This window comes from Nocardia aobensis NBRC 100429 (assembly GCF_000308375.1).
Lineage (GTDB): Bacteria > Actinomycetota > Actinomycetes > Mycobacteriales > Mycobacteriaceae > Nocardia > Nocardia aobensis.
In genome coordinates, this window is record NZ_BAFQ01000124.1 from 1 (window position 1) to 16,873 (window position 16,873).

Here is a 16,873-nt window from a genome sequence, read left to right on the forward strand (position 1 = left end):
GGTCTCCGGTCGATCTCCGGTTTTTCTTGGTCGTTAAACCGATCTACTGGAGACCTCGCCCATATGCCAACGCGGCCAACATGTTCCGCTGCTACCGAGTGAGGGTGGTGCCGCTACGCGGCACCACCCTCACGTCACTTCGATACAAGCCCTAGGGGTGGCCCAGTCGGCGCGATGAGCGCCCGTGCGTCGTACTCGATCTCGATGACCTCGAAGACGTGGTCGCTGTCGACTTCTCGACCAGGAAACCCACTTCCAGCGGTATCCACAGTGCTGTTATTGCCTGACAGGCTCCGGGTCGGCCGCAGAGGCCGCGTTCGCCGTCAGTGCGTGCCTGTTCCAGATGACGAAGTACGACTGACCATTCCCGATCACCAGGTTCGATCCGACGCTTGCGCAAAAGGGAATAATAAAGCCGGAGTAGATCTTTGGTCGCCGCGGCGGCGCGGCGCGCCGCTTCCAATATCAGTGTTCGCCGGGTCCTCGCGGACTCGGTCTGCATGTGGTTCACACGGCTGACAAGCCAGAACGCCTCGAAAACCGTTTGCTCGATCGGATCTTCACCGTCGAACCAGGGAGCACGCGGAACAGCGGCCGCCCCGCGCGCTTCTATCCGCGATACTTCCCCGTTCTCGGTAATGGCCTGACGTAGGGCATTTCCGGCAACTCGACAGCAGGCCCGCCAACATCGCTCGCTCGATCCGGCAGACCCACATCCGCTGAGTTCACCGCTCGAGATGAGATGTGGCCGGAATCGATGCCGAGCACCGCCAACGCCGCTCGCAGCTGCGCACTGTTCATAACACCTCCTATCACTACATCAGTACCCGGAGGTGGAGCGCATCCTCACCCCGGGGTACGCGGCATCGCGTTCAGCCGCCGGGTACACGCCCAGCGCGGTGGCGACGCCAAATGCTGCGGCGCCGACGAGGGCCACCAGGCGTGCTGAAAACCGTTGTGGGCCATGCCCTAGCTGATCGGTGTGCCGAGGAGGGCAACCAGGAATGCTGACGCTGACTCCGACTACCGGGGCCGATTTGGCGGCTCATGTTGACGAACGCGCTGCCCGCCGCGGATCGCGCGGGCGGCAGGTCTGCTGCAGCCGAGGAAACATTGGTTGGCAACGCGGGACCACACCAGCTCCGCCGACCGGCCGTCCCGGCAGGATTTACGTGGCGTGGGCCGTCGCCCACAGCGTGATGATCAAGGAGCAACTCCATGTCGTCCCCGACAGCGCCTGCGTTACCGCCTCAGCGGTCGCCACTCCCCCGTTCCTCCAGCCCGCCAGGTCGGCCGGTTCTACGAGCCCTGTCCCCCCTGACAATCGCGTGGTCGCCGACTACCGCGTCGGTCGAGCGCTCCGCGATAGCTCGGTTCCGCGACTTCGTCAACCGCAGCAGAGGTGTAGAGCCAGCAGGATACCAGCAGCTTGGACATGGTCGGTCACCGACACCGCGGCGTTCTGGGCAGCGGTGTGGGACTTCTTGGCGATCGGCGAGCCGCGCTGGTGATCAGCCTGGTCGTGATCCGGGAACCGAAACAACCGAGCGCGCGACACGGTGCGCTGCGCTGGACCGTAATTGCGGAGCGTCATCAACGTTGGTTTGAACGAGCAGGTTGTTTACCTCGGATGCAAGGTATCGGCTTCCAGGCCCGGCGCGCCAGCGTTGAAATAGATTGAGAGTCAACATATTTAGATGTCATCGTACACACGGTTTAGGGAAATCTGCCGCATCGAGACGCGTGCTCACCGGCAGCCGCCACCGGTGCTCGATGGTGCCACGCACGGATGCAGCACGCTGGCGGCAAGTAGCGGAAGTTTGGTTATTGCGGCCATGGACTGCTCGGTCGGACGATATCGAAGGCCAGTCCGCTGGAACTTTCGCCGGTGCCGGGTGCCTTCTGTCTGCGGATCCAGCTGTGCCATGAGCCGTCGAACCAGCAGGCCAACACTGGTCTGCGTAGCACAACGACGCCGTCACGGGGCACCTCTTCTTCGTGGAGCCACAGGTCTGAGGAGATCAGGCGTCCTTCGGGTTGAGCGGTGATGCCGGGTGCGTTCAGTTCAGCCAGCCGGAATCGAATCGCTCCTGGACGTACCATCTCCGGGACGAGGGGAAACCAGTAGTCGGGAACGACGGTCTGCACGCCGTAGGCAGGGAGTTCACCGACCGGTGCCGGTGGTGGTGCTACATGAAGCCAGTGGTCGTGTCGGTCGATGCGCTCCCCTCGGCCATCGGTATAGCTGTGCTGTACCGCCCACGCGAGGTTTGCCATCTCGTCGCGGGCGAGGACCACGTGTTCCAGCGGCTGACCGATGTGGGGTTGCGCAGCGGGCATCATCAGCAAGCCCGAGGCCGCCGGGTGATCGGGATCAGTGCTGTATAGCGTGAACATCGACCAGGTCAGATCGTCGCGGCCAGCACGCTCGATGAGGTGGTTGCGCTCGAAGACATCGTGCACCAGCATCCGGTCCAGGACGGTGAGAGATCCTGTGGGGACCTCCAACGGGGCCAGATACCAGTCGTTGCCATACACGGTGGCGAACGAGATCAACAGAAGTCTGCCGGTATCGATGCCGGATGTGTCGATGGAACCGAGATCGACCTGGCTGTCTTGACATCAGGCTGAGGCCCTGAGGGCATGAAACGCCCTGTCCTCTAACGGACATCAGTACTCCGGGACGGCTCCAAGCCGCCCCTCGCAGTGAAGAAACCCCAGCTCAGAGTAACGAAGCGGGAGGACGCTGCATCCTACCGAATTTCGTAACGCTGCTGGGGTCTCCCCACTTTGACGTAGTCGACCTCAGCTAGAGCAGGATTCCAGTCGGCGTAGCCCGTCGGCGACCCTGATCATCGTGTGGGAATCGTTTCGGTGAGAGTGGTCGTGCAAAGGGGGGCCAGTTACACGACCCGGGCGGCCGGGCGAACCGCCGGATCCGGCACGAGGATCGCCGGATCCGGCACGAGGATGCGGACCGCAGATGTTCGCCGCGGCAAGCCCTGCGCGCGGGTGTAGATGCGGTGAGCCAATGGTTTGGCCAGTGCGGGATCAGGGATGGCCTGGGGCCGACGAAGCAGCTGGCGGATCCGGTCAAGCTGATCGTGCCGAGCCCGTGCCCCCAGCCGGCGCGGGCCTTCTTCACCCAGGGACGAGCGTTCGATCAGGGCACGCACCCGCGAAACCAATTCCTCTGCTTCGGGATTGGTTCTGTCGTCTCGGTTCATCATCGGTTCCTCACGGATAGACGAGCGTGCTTGCGGATCTTGTGCAGTCGGCGCTCAATCGTTTTCGGCGTGGTGTTCCGGAACAGGTGCGCTATCTCGGCGTACGAGTAGCCGATCATGTATGCCCACAAGACGTTTCGGTCTTCTGCCGATAGTCCGGCGAGATGCTGGAACAGTACGACCCGGTTCGTGACGATCTCGGCGGGATCGACGTTGAGCCGAGATCCCCACAGCAGACGTTCGGCCGCAGCCGACTCGCCCGAGCTGGTAGGCTCCCCCGGGTGCGTGGTCCACCACTGGTTCTCCTTGCGTACGACGTAGACGAACTCATTGAGACATCCGTTGATGAAGTACGAGCGCAGCGCCAGCCCCTTCCGCGGATCCCATCCCTTGCCGGCGCGGATCGCGTTGCGCAGTTTCTCGACGGTCCGGGCGATGGTCTGAGCGATGACCTCTTCACGGCAGAACGTGTCGGTGCTGAGCCGCTGCTGGGCCATGGACCACAGGTCCAGCCCGACGAACTTCCGGGCCACTCTTGCGTAGATGTCGCTGCTGCAGATCCACGGATCCAGGACATTCCACGCGTACGCGGACAAGGCGGTCACGAGCTCTTCCCACACAGGCCCGCTTGCGCCGTGCTCGGCAACAAGCTCGAATAGTTCGCGATCGGCCTGCGCCCGGTCCAGCGCGTCGAGAGCTTCCGCGACCGGACCGGAGACCGTGGGGTCAGGACATGATGACCGTCTGCCATCGGGCAGGGCACCACGGTCCGACGTATCCATTCATGTTCTCCTCCACGCACAACAACCTCGTGCCAAACCAACGACCAGCCATCGATCGGCGCCTGTGCGCACGGTCATCAGCGTTATAGGCCCGTGACGTCCAAAACCCCCGCGTCGCGTCGCTGTCCTCCCCCTCGTCGAAACCGCCATCTGCTCATACGAGTTCGGCGGCGGGCAGAAACCGAATCGGTCGCGGCCCGCGTTCGGCGTCTCCCGCACCCTTCTCCACCGCTACCCGAGGCCCCGCCCGCCCGACCGAGTCACAGAACGTGATCGAGCCGGAGTCGGTGGCGCGCCCCTTGGCGATTGCTTCTGAGGCCAGAGCGGCCGACGTCGGCACTCGCGCGGATACTCAAAAGTACTGGTGGAGAATTATATTCGGCTGGCAACACTTGGACACGGAGATGAACCTGCATCATGGGGTGGGAGTTCAAATTGAACGATGATGGCAAAAGTCACTGGTGGAAGAGTGATCTCGCACAGAAGGCCGCCGTGGCGGCCTCGGTGATGGCGGTAGTCCTGTCCGTCTGGATGTTGGGGGTCTTCCTGGCGCACCGAGACAACGACAACCATGGTGGGACCGGGGGCGACCTTTCCTGTCCTCCGAATCCCGGCCGCTGAACCGGCAGGTCCGGCTCGACGTCGCCAATCTCGTCAACGCCGATTTCTCGCTCGAAGGGGTTCCCGCGCGACCTCGCTGCCCAGCACGGTGCAGATGACGTCGAGGTCGGAGAGTTTGATGCTGGTCGCCGAATTGGTCGACCACAGTCCCGACATTTTGCCGGCGCGGATAATCAGCCCGTGCGCGGCGAGATGTGCTGGAGTCCGCTGGCTTTCCAGGTTCCATTCCACAGGAGACACGATCGTGGCCATCCACGCGCCCACCATCGGGGCACTGCTGTATCCGGTCCTGTCCGCCGCCCCCGGCGCTGCTCGGCATCACGATAGGGCTCGCCGTAGACCAGGCGGGATGGAGGTTGGCACGGATCACGTGACGAGGCCGGCGGGAACTGTTCGCATATTCTTGATCGAGGTGGGTGGCCCGCGGTCGAGACCTTGACGCACGGTGTCGGCGTCGGCGTCGGCGGATCATGTCCATGACTCGCGTTCTGTCGACGCCGCCCACCATCGCCCGCGGGCTTTCGCGTGCTCCCCTCAACCGCCATCCGCGACGACAACAGCGTTGAACGGACGACAGTCACACTCACCGGCACGGACGCGCTGATCCGCCTGGAACGCCTCGACCGGGCAGCCAACGGGCTTCTCGGTGTCAGCGGCGTCGTCACCTGGCTTCGCGACCCATGTCACGGCTGCGGACGCCGGACGCTGACTTCCGATCCTGAAGAAGCTCGCGTCACCTGCGCACACTGCGGAAACACCTGGTCGTCAGACGAATTCAACCGAGTAGCCCCATCGGAGCAGGCAGCCTAAGGGCTGGCACGCCGGGGCAATGTCACCGATCGGTTCGGCTCTTGCGCAGGCCATCGCTGTATTCGACCCAGAACACAGCCGCGGTGACGGCGCCCCAGCCGAGCACGTAGAGGAGACCACGCAGGGGTGACCAGTTGTCGATGAGGAACAGAATGGCGAGGACAGCGAGCCCGAACGAAAGGCCCACCGGCCTGATCCAACGGTTCATGACGCCCCCGCCCTTCGATGTAGCAACGAAAACTCCTTCCGCCCTTGACGATACGCCCTAGACAGGCGGCGTATCGCGGGTACCGAACACACCGCAATCGTCGCCACGCAGATGGCATAGACGAACAAGGACCGCAAAGCTGTGAGTGTGTGACGACGTCTGTTGCCCCGCAACGCGTTTGTGACAGCGATTTCATCGCCGGCACTTCGCGCAGGCGCTCGTAGCGCCCTGACCAGTCCAGCAGAGCGGGGCCATCCGCTACGCAGCCGCCGCGCGCCAACTCCTCGCCACAGCCGCCGAACAACACCGGACCTAACGGTCTTGGTCATCGAACGCGAACATGATGAACTCGTTGACGTGAACGACTCAACGGTTGTCGGTCTGCCCCGACCGCGCTCGGACGGGTTGCCCATTCCCTGGACCGCCTCGGTCTGCTCCGGTGAGGTCCAATGGCGCGAACTCGACACACCGTTCGTTCTGCGCTGCCAGACCGAATGGCGCTGCCAGGTATGCGGCAACCCGCTGCCTCAACGCGCTTGGGTGGTCTTGGATGCGCGCGAGTTGGTCGTCAGCGATTCGGCCATGCACTACTCGTGCATGGTGATCGCGTTTCGATGGTGTCCGGTGCTCCAGGCCTCAGACTATGAGCCGGTGGAGGTCGACCGCAGCGACATTCGAGCCGATGGCGAACCGCTCGATGCATACACCACCGGCACCGCCGATGACGAGTTCGGCAGCTACGGAGACGAGATCAGATCCTGGACTATCGCAGACCACGGACAAACGCACTCCTGCTCGACAGAACGACACCCGTGTGGTCAACGACCGTCAGATCACCCCTCCCCGAGACCAGCCTCCGCGAAAGAGCCGCAACCAACTCCTCCACGCTCCTGATTGCCGCGAACTCGAGCACTATCCTCACCTCAGAAGGCCTCCGCCTTTTGAGCTCCCACTGAAATTCCTTCACTTCAGCCGAACTCCGGGCTGTCGGATCGTGCCGTAGTGGTGGCCACGGCGCAGCGCGAAGCCGTCGACACCGAGCACCGTCGGGACTGGCATAGCCGGATCGGGTAGCGCTCTGATCTGCCGCAACAGTGTCATTCGGCTTACCGCGGCGGCCCAGACGCCGGGTGAACCGGCGGCACCGGGGCGACCACCCAACGCCAGTGCCACAGTGCACACGAGCCGCTGCACCACCCGTGGTGCGCCGCGCGTGCCGCCTGGCCAACTCTGGCACCTGCTCGGCGAACGTCATTCTCGCCGTCAGCGACCTCGCCGCGCTCAAGGCCGCGCTCGAAGCTGCGAGCTCCGGCATCGCATCATACGGCCGCAACTGCCCAACGAGGCGTCGCCGCAGCGCCGGAAGCGGTGTCGCAGGCCATGCGACAGGCGATCCCTGTGTCTCGTCCTGCCTCAAATCTCTTGTCTGCTAGCGCGTCAGCAGCCTCTCGCAGCTTTCACTCCGGGGCGACCACGGTTGCGTGGTTAGTGCAGATCGGGGCGACGTCGGATGATCTTGGCGATCGCGCCGATCGCGGAAGGGCCGGGAGTGTCGATGTCGCGGCGTCCGTGTTCGGCGGCCGCGGTGCCGGATCCGAACAGCGGTGTGGGTGAGTGATAGCCGATGGTGGCCTCGAATGTCGCTGGGCTGATTCGTCTTTGAATCAGGGCCAGACGAAGCGCGAGAAGGTTGTCACCGTGACATCCCGGCCAGCCGGCGCATAAGCGACGCAGATCGCTGTCAGCGTCGGTTTGGTGGCATTGAAACAGCGCCGGGGGTTGCTCGGACATCACCGAGTCATACTCGCGCAGTTTGTCATACTCATCGGCATGCCAGACCCCGCTGGGCACATCACGCCGGTAAGGACACGAGCTGCACGGACGCGGAGCCGGCGGGCCCATCACCTCAACACCGGGCACATCCACGCCGTCCGGTGCGTCTCGATCATTCACCAGCCGCAACTCCTTCCGCCACAGATTGTGCCATCGGCCGACCTGGTATATCTCACCTCGCGCAAGCCAGCCGGCGACCATGATGCCCAAGCTGCGGGGCTCACGGCCGAAGAGCCAACGAAAGCACCCGCGGACGACGGCTGCAACGGCTCTCTCCAGACTTGAAACCACTGACCGAGATCAACTCTGGCGGCCACCGCTCCGCGAGCCGACAAAAACTCTGCACACTGACCGGGAGGCTTGATCTTATGCAGACACCAGAGCCAAGACTCGCCCACGGCGCGGTCTGTCCCACCGCGAACCCCCCGTGCGTCGCATGACCGACCTGCGCCACCACACGATCGATCCGAGGCTCGAAGCCATTCTCACGTCCTTCGCCCTCAACGCCCCCTCAGATGGCGACTGCCTCCATACTGCACCGCGGGTCACAAAATCTTTGCAAGAGCAGGGTTTCCAGGCGCGCACCGCAACCATCGCCGGATGGCTGGACCTCTCCGCCACCATTCTCGGATTCCTCCACCAAGTCACCATCTGTGGTGAAACTGTCCTCGACGGCACGGCCCGACAGTTCTACCCAACACTGCCAAGCGCCTGGATCTCACCCACCCCCGAATATCTCCGCAGGCTAGCCGACGCAACCGGCATCAAACACGCGACCACGTTTCCCGGTTGACGCCTCGGCGCGGCGCTTGCTCACATTTCGCGCAGCCGCTTCTCCCCTCCCGAGCCATATCCGGCACGCTCGCGGCGGGGACCACTACACGCTGTGCGCTGCACCCAGCAGCTACGAGTGGGTTGCACCGATCCGTAACGACCATCTCGACCACGACACCGTGTAGCGTGGCCTGTCTTTTCGATCAGAACAGCGCAGCAGATAAGCGCCAGTCCTGGGTGAGCCCTATCTCCGGGACTACCTCGCCATGGCGGCTCACCTCATCGGCTGCGACCACGACACCGATCGCCACCCCCAAAGCAAGGTGCGGGCACGCGAGTGCCGAGTCCTGCGCACAGGCGCGGTGCAACGGCGCCGGCGTCAGACACCACCCCGCATCATCAACGAACACCACCGCGGCTGCGGCATCTGCTGGCAAGCCGCAGTGCTGACACATCCACCGCTGTTGGGCGTTGGCAAGTCGACCCCGATGGATCATCCGCCAGTGCGGCCGCAACCCGCCATCCGAGTCGATAGTTACCGGTGTGATCCACGGAACGGGCCGCTTTTGGCGGACTGGCCGGACCTGGCCGGCAGGGTTGTGATCGACTCCCGCCTCATCGAGCCTCTGCCACAACGCAACGCTCACCCCACACCGATGACATCCCGCCGTCGTGCACGTCACCATTCCAGTGTCCAGACCCAGCACTTGGCAGCGACCGCAATCATCGCACCGCACGTCAGGCAACACGACAGTCTGCCTCGGCTCACGCGCAAAGGTGAATACATGCGGCACTGCGGACTCCTCACAGAAACTCACACAACACTAGTTCGAGTGTCAGCTGAACGCCGATTGCCCTCCACCACACCTCCACCATCCGGCGCAACTCCATTCGACGGATGATCCCGTCCACAGCCACCGGGCAGTAGCCCTCCCAATTTCGTTGACATGCCGCCTTTCTCGAGCGGATAGACCCTCTAGACGAACGCGACCATCCAGCACGCAGTACAGGTCCTGTCCGTCCATCGTGATGAAGGAGGTCTCGACGCTTTACTTGTGGATCACCGCCGTACTGCATCTTGGCGGGTGCAGTAGCGGACCGAGCCACGTAAGAAGCCAAGCCCTTGAGGGGCCTGCAGAAACTCGAAACCTCACCGCGATCCAAGAGCCTCGAAGCGAGGTGATAGTGGCGAAAATCAGCCACACAGTACAGCCGAAGCCAGTCCGGAACATCCGACGCCGGCTCGCCAACCACACCATCGACGAACTCGTCGGAGACCTATCGGGACGGCAACCACCGCCCTCGAACTCGCCGACTGGTACGATATGCCGGAAACGCTCCGCCCGAAGCTGATCACCATAGAAGGCCTCGCCCGTCGGCCGCCTCGCGTGCACCGATGACGACCACTTCGAAAGGCTGTATCTCCCCGGCCACTCCGTCGCCCCATGCAGCAGTAGTCGTCCGAACACTCGCCAGCACAATCGAAGACGCACTCTACAAACGCGGAACACCCATGCGGCCATCGACGGGACACCGAAAGCGCCGCAAAAGACCTCACCGCGTCCCACGGCGTCCGGCGCCCACCACGACCTCGGATTCGTTTCGACCTTCGTTGCTGTCGGCCCTACCGCGTACAGTTCGATCGCTCTGTCAGCCCGTTCTGTATGCCCCGGGCGCAGGAGTCAGCAGACACGCACGACGGACGGAGGGCAACGATGGCGACGCTCGACGACGCGTTTAACAACGACGACAAGTTCATCCAGCGATCGCTGACACGGGCCGCTCATTTCATGTTGTGGGCCATCGGGATCGCGGTCCTCATGCAGATCCCGTTCTACCTCGGCTATGACTGGTGGATCACCGGCCTTGTCCAGAGCGCAATGTGGGTCTTCGTTCTCATCGGAATCCTGCACAACAACACGACACGCCTGTGCGTCCGATGCATGCAGGAAGTACCCGACAACGCCGGCGAACGGGCGGAGCAGCGAAAACCGGTGCTGTGGCTGAACCATCGGATGCAGAACCTGCGAGGCATCTTGATCCTGTCCGCAGCCGCTGTGTTCAGCTATGGACGGTTCCGGCTCGGTTGGCCGCGGCTGCTGAACCTATCGGTTGATGCGTTGTCTCTGTGCTACCTGTATTCGATCTGGTTGCACCACCGCCTGCGACCGTGGTGTCCGTACTGCCGCGATTGGGGCGACGACGGCGACATCCACGAGCCCTCTCCCGACCCGATAGAGAAAGCCACGCGCTAACGTCACATCGCGCCGGACTGCGGCCGAATGAAACAGCCTGGCCCACAAGATTTTAGCTGAACGTGACAAAGATTTCAGGACCAGCGTGGGTCGCCAAAGAATTGAATGAGAATATTGTATGCATTTCTAAGCTCTTCGGGCGGCCTAATGCTGCCGCAAGCGAAACATGTTGAGATGAAAATACACGGTCTGCCTAGGAGCCGGACGTCTGTAAATACGATCGGATCTCAGGACGGATGCTGTAGGTGGTTTCGCGCACAGGCGCTCCGCTAACCAACCTTTTCGCTCGAACCTGCACTGGCACAGATTTAGAGCGCGGATCTCCCCCGTCTGTGCACCACTCGCGGAAACAGACGAGATCCTCAACAGTACCCGGGAGTGAACCGTTTGGACATCCGATGTCTTCGGATCATCTCGGTGGTGACCGGGCCAGGGCGGACGTCGGCGGTGGCGGCCTCTCGCGACCTGCACAGTGGTGCGGAAGTTGTCGGCCTCGGCGGGATCGGACTGTTCGAGCAGGGCCACCGCGGCCGCCAGGGCGGGCAGGACCTGGTCGGCGAGTTCGGCGACCGACTTCCCAGCCAGTGTGATGTCCTTGGACTTTGCCGCGAGGACGTGTCCGACCGTGCCGGTCGCCGACAGCAGCGCCCTCGATCCCGCGGTGGCTGCCTTGTGAGGCTTGCTCGATCCGGCGGCCAGCAGGGAGACCGCACCGTAGGCGGCGGTGCGGATGGTGAGCTGGTCGGCGGCGGTCAGGGCGAGGGTGGCGGAGATGGTGGGCTCCTTCAAAATCCGTTGTGGCAGTCCCGGTTCCCTCCGGTGGTCGGGGTTGCCGTGTTCGATGGGCCTACTCTGTCCGGCCCGGCTGACAGCACACGGACGGCGCGCTGATGCGAACACTGACACGGTGATCGGCCTCGGACCGGCGCGGGAATGCGGCGGGTAACGATTCGGTGCAGATCTTGACCGGTTGTGCTCTCGTGTGTTTGGCTGGCGCCACGAAGTTCGGGGGGAATTTGGGGGGATCCAAATGTCTTTACTCTCTGTGCGTTTCGCGCGCGCGTTCATCATCGTGCTCGTCTGGGCGGCAGCCGTGGCCGGGCTGCTGGCGCCGTCGGCGGTCGGGGATCCGGTCGACTGCGACGCGCTGGCCGCTCAGATCGAGGCGCACAATCAGGCGGCGGCGGTCCACAACGCCAACCCGCCCAATCCGAACGATCAGGCCGCGGTCGCGGCATACAACGCCGAGGCCGACCGCGGCAACGCCGAAGCCGCGCAGCTGGAAACTCAAGCCCAGCAATGCCGTTCACAAGGCCACGACGTACCCCAAGTGGGTGGCGCACCGCCGCCGAACACACCCAACCCGGCCCCCACGCCGCCGCCGGGCTCACCCGCGCCCGCCCCGGCACCTGGGCCGGCTCCTGCTCCGGCGTCGAAGGTTCCGGCTCCTCCGGTGTTGCCGCCGGGTGGGGGTGCGCCGGGGCTGAAGGCCTCGCCGTCCGCGCCCGCGGCGCCGGTGGTGGGACAGCCGTTGCCGATCCCGGTGCGGCCGTCGCGGATCCTGTCGCCGCCCACGATCCAGCCTGGCACCGCCTACAACCCGGCCACCGCGGCGGGGGCGAGTTTGAAGGCGCCGTCACCGTTGCCCGGTAGCGTGGCCTCGAATCCGCGTTTCACCCCGGCCCCGACGGAACCGATGCAGGCACCAGGACTCAACACCCCGCCCGGCCAGCCCGGCATGACCGGCACCCAACAGGAATTCTTCGCCTCCGCACCCCGCCTACTCGACGTCGCCAAAGCCGTACCGGCGCCCTCGAATTCGGGCAACGGGCAGATCTACCGGCTGCCGGACCTGACGGGCACTGGTGCGATCAGCAACTCCGGGCCCGCCCTCTACGCCGGACCCGGCAACACCCGCGCCGTGGCGGGCCCGCTGGATCCGCTGGGCCGCCCGACCGGCTCCTACGGCTACCTCGATGCCGCTGGTGCCAAGAGTCCCCGCACCGGGGTGCCGACCATTAACGTGCCCGGCGCGACCGGTGCCTATCAGCGCGGGCATTTGTGGCCCAACCAATACGGCGGCCCCGGCAACGTGCCGCAGTTCCTCGCCCCGGAACTGGGCGCGACGAACACCGGCGCGATGCGCGTGTACGAGCCTCGGCCAGGTCGTCCAAGGCCAGGTGGCCGGGGTGCCGGCGCAGAACGTCACCTACCTGAAGGTGCCGATCTACACCGACGACAAAGTCATCCCCGACTACTACCTTCTTCAAGCATGGGGCGACCAGGGCTGGAACCTGCCACCCACCTACGTCCAGAACTTCTGAACGCCAGCGAAAGGACAGACCGGCACCGATGACCGCACTCGACGAGCTCACCACGCTGCTTCCGCCCCCGGCCGGTGCCGGCGGCTCCTTCGACTGGACCCCAGTGGAGCAGCGGCTCGGCGTGACCGCGCTCCCGGACGATTTCAAGGCCCTGCTCGGGGTGTACGGGGATGTGCGGTTTTGCAACGCGCTGCGCCTGTTCCGGCCCTCCGACGAGTCGTGGCTGGATCTGGCCGAGGTCACCCTCGCCACGCGAGAACCCCTCGCAGACACCGAATTCGGCGAACCACCGACCGAAGTGCCGGTAGGGGTGTCGGTCGATCCGGCGACGTTGATCCAGTGGGGTGGCTCCTTCGGCGGCGACTACTGCCTGTGGGACGCCCACGACCCCGACCCGGCCCGGTGGACGCTGGTGTTCACCGACCTCGACAAACTCGACTGGGGCTTCTACCCCGGCACCGTCACCGAATACCTGCTCGACTGGATGCGCGGCCGCGCCGCACCGATCCCCCTGTGGAGCCTCGACGCCGTCCTGCCCGACCGCGGAACACCGTTCGCCGAAACCTACGACCCCACCGACTTCACCGGCGCGGTCACCAACCGCATCAACGCCGCGGTCTCCTGACCCTGTCCTGACAGGGACAAACCAGAACGCCGCCAGGTGCTATCTGGCGGCGATTGGTGTTGGTGAGCCGACGTCCAACAAGCGCCTCTCGGCGAGTGATCGCTCGAAGCGACAAATGGGGTGCGGCCCGGGGCTGTCCGGACGCCGACAACAGATCCAACCGCTGGGTGAGGCATCCGATGCACAGCCGCCCGAAGTCCGGCATCGATGGGTGAGCCCTACTCGCTGCCCTCGTTCCTCTCGCCCCAGCGGTCCTCCCGCTGGGACGGGGGACGGTGGTCCCTGGTCGGATCGGGCCAACCTTCTGGCGGCTTCCAGTCAGGCGGTTTCCTCCTCTGCACTGGGGGGATGCCGGGAGGAAAGCCAGGAGGAAGGCTACCGCGGCCCTCAGACTCCAACGCCGCTGGTTCTGCTCGTTCTGCCTCGCGGTCTTCAGGATTTTCCGTCATCGCACACCACGGAGTCGGGGATGGATCAGGTTCGCCACTCGAACAGCACGCGCTCACTGCTTTCAGCGTAGGCCGGACAACACCGACTGGGTACCCCACACTCCCTCGCCAGCGAGCGCAGCAGGGGGAATCACGCTCAGCCTCCCGCGAGCGGAACGTCGACGCCCGTCCGGCTGTCGACCACGGTACCGAGGTTCTTTAGGCCAGGACCCACACACGCCCCGGAGAGAGACGCCGACATCTGTCCGGTCAGGATAGAGACGAGTGGTGATCGAACGTCGGTGTTCGATGGTGATGCAATCGGCAAGGCGATCAGCGAGGCAGCGTCGGAGAGCCACCGGTCGGTGGACCAGTCCTGCTTGTGTGGTCGATCATCGTTCTCGGAGCGATGGCACCATTCTTGGCACACTGGCAGTCAGCCGTGGCCACCTTCCGGAACGAAAAATCCCCTCCGACCCTGGTCGGAGAGGGATAGCGGCGTGCGACCCGGTCCTATTGCACGCATGTTGCACAAAACAGGGACGAAGTACAGAAAAACGCGCTGAACTGCACAAACAAAGTGGTCCCAGCTGGTTTCGAACCAGCGACCTCTCGCGTGTGAGGCGAGCGCTCTCCCGCTGAGCTATGGGACCGGGATATTTCGGGGCGGCTGGAGTGCCGTTCCGAACGAGAAGGAACCTTAACACGCATCCCTGGGGTCACACCAAATCGGGGCCTGACCTGGATGTTTCAGTCGGCCGGCGATGGACGGAACGTGAACGGGCGCAGAAGGTCTCGTGTGAGCCGGATCGTCGCGCGGTCGGCCCCGGGTATCGACGTGAAGCATCGCGAGACATCGGGCGGGGCCGCGTCCGACGGAGACGCAGTTGCGGTTGCCTGCGTCGCAGAGAGGGTCGCAGGGAGAAGGCCGACCGGACTACCCGTCGCCGGTCCGGGCCAGCCGGCGAGCTCGACACCCAGCACCCGGTCCAGTACCACCCACGCTCCGCTTCTACCGCAGCGCGGCGGGCGCCGACTGGGCTCCGCGGCCGCAGTCGCCGCACCGAACGGATGCCCCTTCGGGGCGGGGGACGACGGCGCCGGAAGGACACCGCGCCCTCGGTCCACCACACTGGCGTCACCCGATGGGGCGCACTCACACCCCCGGAAAAACACACCCGTGTTATTCACTTTTACCCCGATCTACCAGGCGATTTGTTGAGCGCGCGGGTTGTGGGCTAATGTTCTCTCTCGCAGCCGGAAGGGGCCGAAAAGCCCCGGAGACGCAGCATGCGGATGTAGCGCAGTTGGTAGCGCATCACCTTGCCAAGGTGAGGGTCGCGGGTTCGAATCCCGTCATCCGCTCGAAGGCCAACCCGGCCTTGGTTGGCGGTGTGGCCGAGTGGTGAGGCAACGGCCTGCAAAGCCGTGCACACGGGTTCGATTCCCGTCGCCGCCTCTTAGTAGGCGAACCACGCGCGATTAGCTCAGCGGGAGAGCGCTTCCCTGACACGGAAGAGGTCACTGGTTCAATCCCAGTATCGCGCACCAACGAAGAACAGGTCAGCCCCGGTTTCGACCGGGGCTTTCTTGTATCCGGACCAGGGAGAATGCGTCCGCTGTCCCTTCGACTGGGATACGGTCGAACAACGAGCCGAGCGGCAAGGAGAGATGTCGTGCGCGATTCGGTAACCGTTCACATGGCCGCGTCGCCGGCGCAGGTGTGGGCGCTGGTCAGTGATGTCACCCGGATCGGCGAGTTCAGTCCGGAGACGTTCGAAGCCGAATGGGTCGGCGGGGCAACGGGTCCCGCGGTGGGGGCGAAGTTCCGGGGGCATGTGCGGCGCAACCAGATAGGGCCGGTGTACTGGACCACCTGCCGGGTCGAGGTGTGTGAGCCCGAACGCGAATTCGCCTTCACCGTCCTCGGCCCCGGGGGGATGAGTATCAACAGGTGGAGTTACCGGCTCGAACCGCGCGACGGTGGCACCGATGTCACCGAATCGTTCGAATTGGCGGCGATCGCGCCGTTGCGGCTGTACTGGACAGCGCTCGGGTGGGCGCGCGGACGGCGCAACCACAACGACATGGCCACCACGCTCAACCGGATGAAGATCGCGGTCGAGCACGGCTGAAGCCGGCCCGGGCTAGCGGGCGAGTTCGACACCCAGCACCCGTTCCAGCACCCGCGCTCCGTTGTCGGTCAACCGCAGCGTGCGGCGGGCGCCGGGCCGTTCCACCCAGCCCGCGGTTTCCATGCGGGTCAGGACCGCGGCGCCGAGCGCGCCGCTCAGATGATGGCGTTGCTCGCTCCAGTCGACGCAGAAACGCAGCAGCGGGCGGCGCCGGCCGCGGGCGGCGTCCAGATCCACGCCCAGCTCGGCGAACAGGGGTTCGGCATTCGGGCCCAGGCGGTACGGGTGGTCGGTCATCGGCGCCGAGATCGGATCTCCCTGTGCGCGTGCGGTTCCCGCGACACCGTCGATCCGGGTCAAAGCCTGCCGGTCGAGCAGCGCCTCGGTGACCGCGACACCCAGTTGCCCGGCCAGGTGGTCGTAGCAGCTGCGGGCCCGGCGCAGCGCTGCCGCGCGGGTGGATTCCCGCAGGGAGCGCACGGGCCGCGTCGGCGCCAGCACGGCCAGCGCTTCGATCGCGGCGCCGACCCGGGAATTCGCGATGCGGTAGTACCGGTGCCGGCCGGATCGCTCGACGGTGAGCAGCCCGCCCTCCACCAACCGGGCCAGGTGCTCACTGGCCGTGGACGCCGCGACGCCGGATTCCGCGGCCAGTACCGACGCGGGCAGCGCGCGACCGTCCGCCAGGCCGATCATCATGCGCGCCCGGGTGGCGTCGGCCAGCAGCGCGCCGACGGCGGCGATATCGGCATACCCGTAGAGAGGTCGGCGATCGGTCATGACCCGAGTCTGCCGTGACAACACTTCGGTCCGCACCGAATTGTCGCCGTCCGCCCGTGCCCACGCCGGAA

13 protein-coding genes and 4 tRNA genes are annotated in these 16,873 nt (G+C 64.8%); 8 read left to right on the top strand and 9 right to left on the bottom strand.

Annotation, left to right across the window (positions count from 1 at the left end; genetic code table 11):
• Positions 1-1,824: 1,824 nt before the first annotated feature.
• From RJ03_RS15635 to RJ03_RS15665, 6 genes are all read right to left on the bottom strand, one after another.
• Positions 1,825-2,538 carry a hypothetical protein gene (locus RJ03_RS15635; RefSeq protein ID WP_218000971.1) on the bottom strand — a complete coding sequence of 238 codons (714 nt, stop codon included), beginning with the start codon at positions 2,536-2,538 and terminating at the stop codon, positions 1,825-1,827.
• A gap of 365 nt (positions 2,539-2,903) precedes the next feature.
• A complete protein-coding gene (locus tag RJ03_RS15640; protein ID WP_157163428.1) occupies positions 2,904-3,230 on the bottom strand; it encodes a hypothetical protein in 327 nt (108 codons plus the stop codon).
• A complete protein-coding gene (locus RJ03_RS15645; RefSeq protein WP_157163429.1) occupies positions 3,227-4,009 on the bottom strand; it encodes a sigma-70 RNA polymerase sigma factor region 4 domain-containing protein in 783 nt (260 codons plus the stop codon). Before RJ03_RS15645 ends, RJ03_RS15640 begins: the two co-directional genes overlap by 4 nt.
• 654 nt (positions 4,010-4,663) lie before the next feature.
• Positions 4,664-4,882 (bottom strand): helix-turn-helix domain-containing protein, encoded by a 219-nt coding sequence (locus RJ03_RS38415; protein ID WP_245552296.1) that lies wholly within the window; start codon positions 4,880-4,882, stop codon positions 4,664-4,666.
• 580 nt (positions 4,883-5,462) lie between these two features.
• Positions 5,463-5,627, bottom strand: coding sequence for a hypothetical protein (locus tag RJ03_RS15655; protein WP_157163430.1), 165 nt, complete (start codon positions 5,625-5,627; stop codon positions 5,463-5,465).
• Between the two features lie 1,506 nt (positions 5,628-7,133).
• Positions 7,134-7,601 (bottom strand): DUF6283 family protein, encoded by a 468-nt coding sequence (locus tag RJ03_RS15665; RefSeq protein ID WP_245552297.1) that lies wholly within the window; start codon positions 7,599-7,601, stop codon positions 7,134-7,136.
• Between the two features lie 316 nt (positions 7,602-7,917).
• Between RJ03_RS15665 and RJ03_RS15670 the strand changes: the two genes are divergently transcribed.
• Both RJ03_RS15670 and RJ03_RS15680 read left to right on the top strand, forming a co-directional pair.
• Positions 7,918-8,274, top strand: a complete 357-nt coding sequence (locus RJ03_RS15670) for a hypothetical protein (RefSeq protein ID WP_036502965.1) — start codon at positions 7,918-7,920, stop codon at positions 8,272-8,274.
• 1,696 nt (positions 8,275-9,970) lie between these two features.
• Positions 9,971-10,510, top strand: coding sequence for a hypothetical protein (locus RJ03_RS15680; protein ID WP_157163431.1), 540 nt, complete (start codon positions 9,971-9,973; stop codon positions 10,508-10,510).
• Positions 10,511-10,654: 144 nt separating this feature from the next.
• Here RJ03_RS15680 and RJ03_RS38120 read toward each other — a convergent pair whose 3' ends face one another.
• Positions 10,655-11,299, bottom strand: a complete 645-nt coding sequence (locus tag RJ03_RS38120) for a hypothetical protein (RefSeq protein WP_218000972.1) — start codon at positions 11,297-11,299, stop codon at positions 10,655-10,657.
• Positions 11,300-11,540: 241 nt separating this feature from the next.
• Here RJ03_RS38120 and RJ03_RS36705 point away from each other — a divergent pair, with 241 nt between their 5' ends.
• Together RJ03_RS36705 and RJ03_RS35040 are read left to right on the top strand one after the other, a co-directional pair.
• Complete coding sequence (locus RJ03_RS36705; RefSeq protein WP_157163432.1) at positions 11,541-12,866, top strand: hypothetical protein; 1,326 nt, start codon at positions 11,541-11,543, stop codon at positions 12,864-12,866.
• A complete protein-coding gene (locus RJ03_RS35040) occupies positions 12,863-13,459 on the top strand; it encodes an SMI1/KNR4 family protein (RefSeq protein WP_051024729.1) in 597 nt (198 codons plus the stop codon). The genes RJ03_RS36705 and RJ03_RS35040 overlap by 4 nt, the downstream gene beginning before the upstream one ends.
• A gap of 1,009 nt (positions 13,460-14,468) precedes the next feature.
• Here RJ03_RS35040 and RJ03_RS15700 read toward each other — a convergent pair.
• Positions 14,469-14,540: transfer RNA gene (locus RJ03_RS15700), tRNA-Val, on the bottom strand.
• A gap of 639 nt (positions 14,541-15,179) precedes the next feature.
• Between RJ03_RS15700 and RJ03_RS15705 the strand changes: the two genes are divergently transcribed.
• From RJ03_RS15705 to RJ03_RS15720, 4 genes are all read left to right on the top strand, one after another.
• Positions 15,180-15,252: transfer RNA gene (locus tag RJ03_RS15705), tRNA-Gly, on the top strand.
• A gap of 23 nt (positions 15,253-15,275) precedes the next feature.
• Positions 15,276-15,346, top strand: a tRNA-Cys gene (locus tag RJ03_RS15710).
• Between the two features lie 17 nt (positions 15,347-15,363).
• A tRNA-Val gene (locus tag RJ03_RS15715) sits at positions 15,364-15,438 on the top strand.
• Between the two features lie 125 nt (positions 15,439-15,563).
• Positions 15,564-16,022 carry an SRPBCC family protein gene (locus tag RJ03_RS15720; protein ID WP_036502976.1) on the top strand — a complete coding sequence of 153 codons (459 nt, stop codon included), beginning with the start codon at positions 15,564-15,566 and terminating at the stop codon, positions 16,020-16,022.
• Between the two features lie 12 nt (positions 16,023-16,034).
• Here RJ03_RS15720 and RJ03_RS15725 read toward each other — a convergent pair whose 3' ends face one another.
• Positions 16,035-16,802 (bottom strand): ArsR/SmtB family transcription factor, encoded by a 768-nt coding sequence (locus RJ03_RS15725; protein WP_036502977.1) that lies wholly within the window; start codon positions 16,800-16,802, stop codon positions 16,035-16,037.
• Positions 16,803-16,873 lie beyond the last annotated feature (71 nt).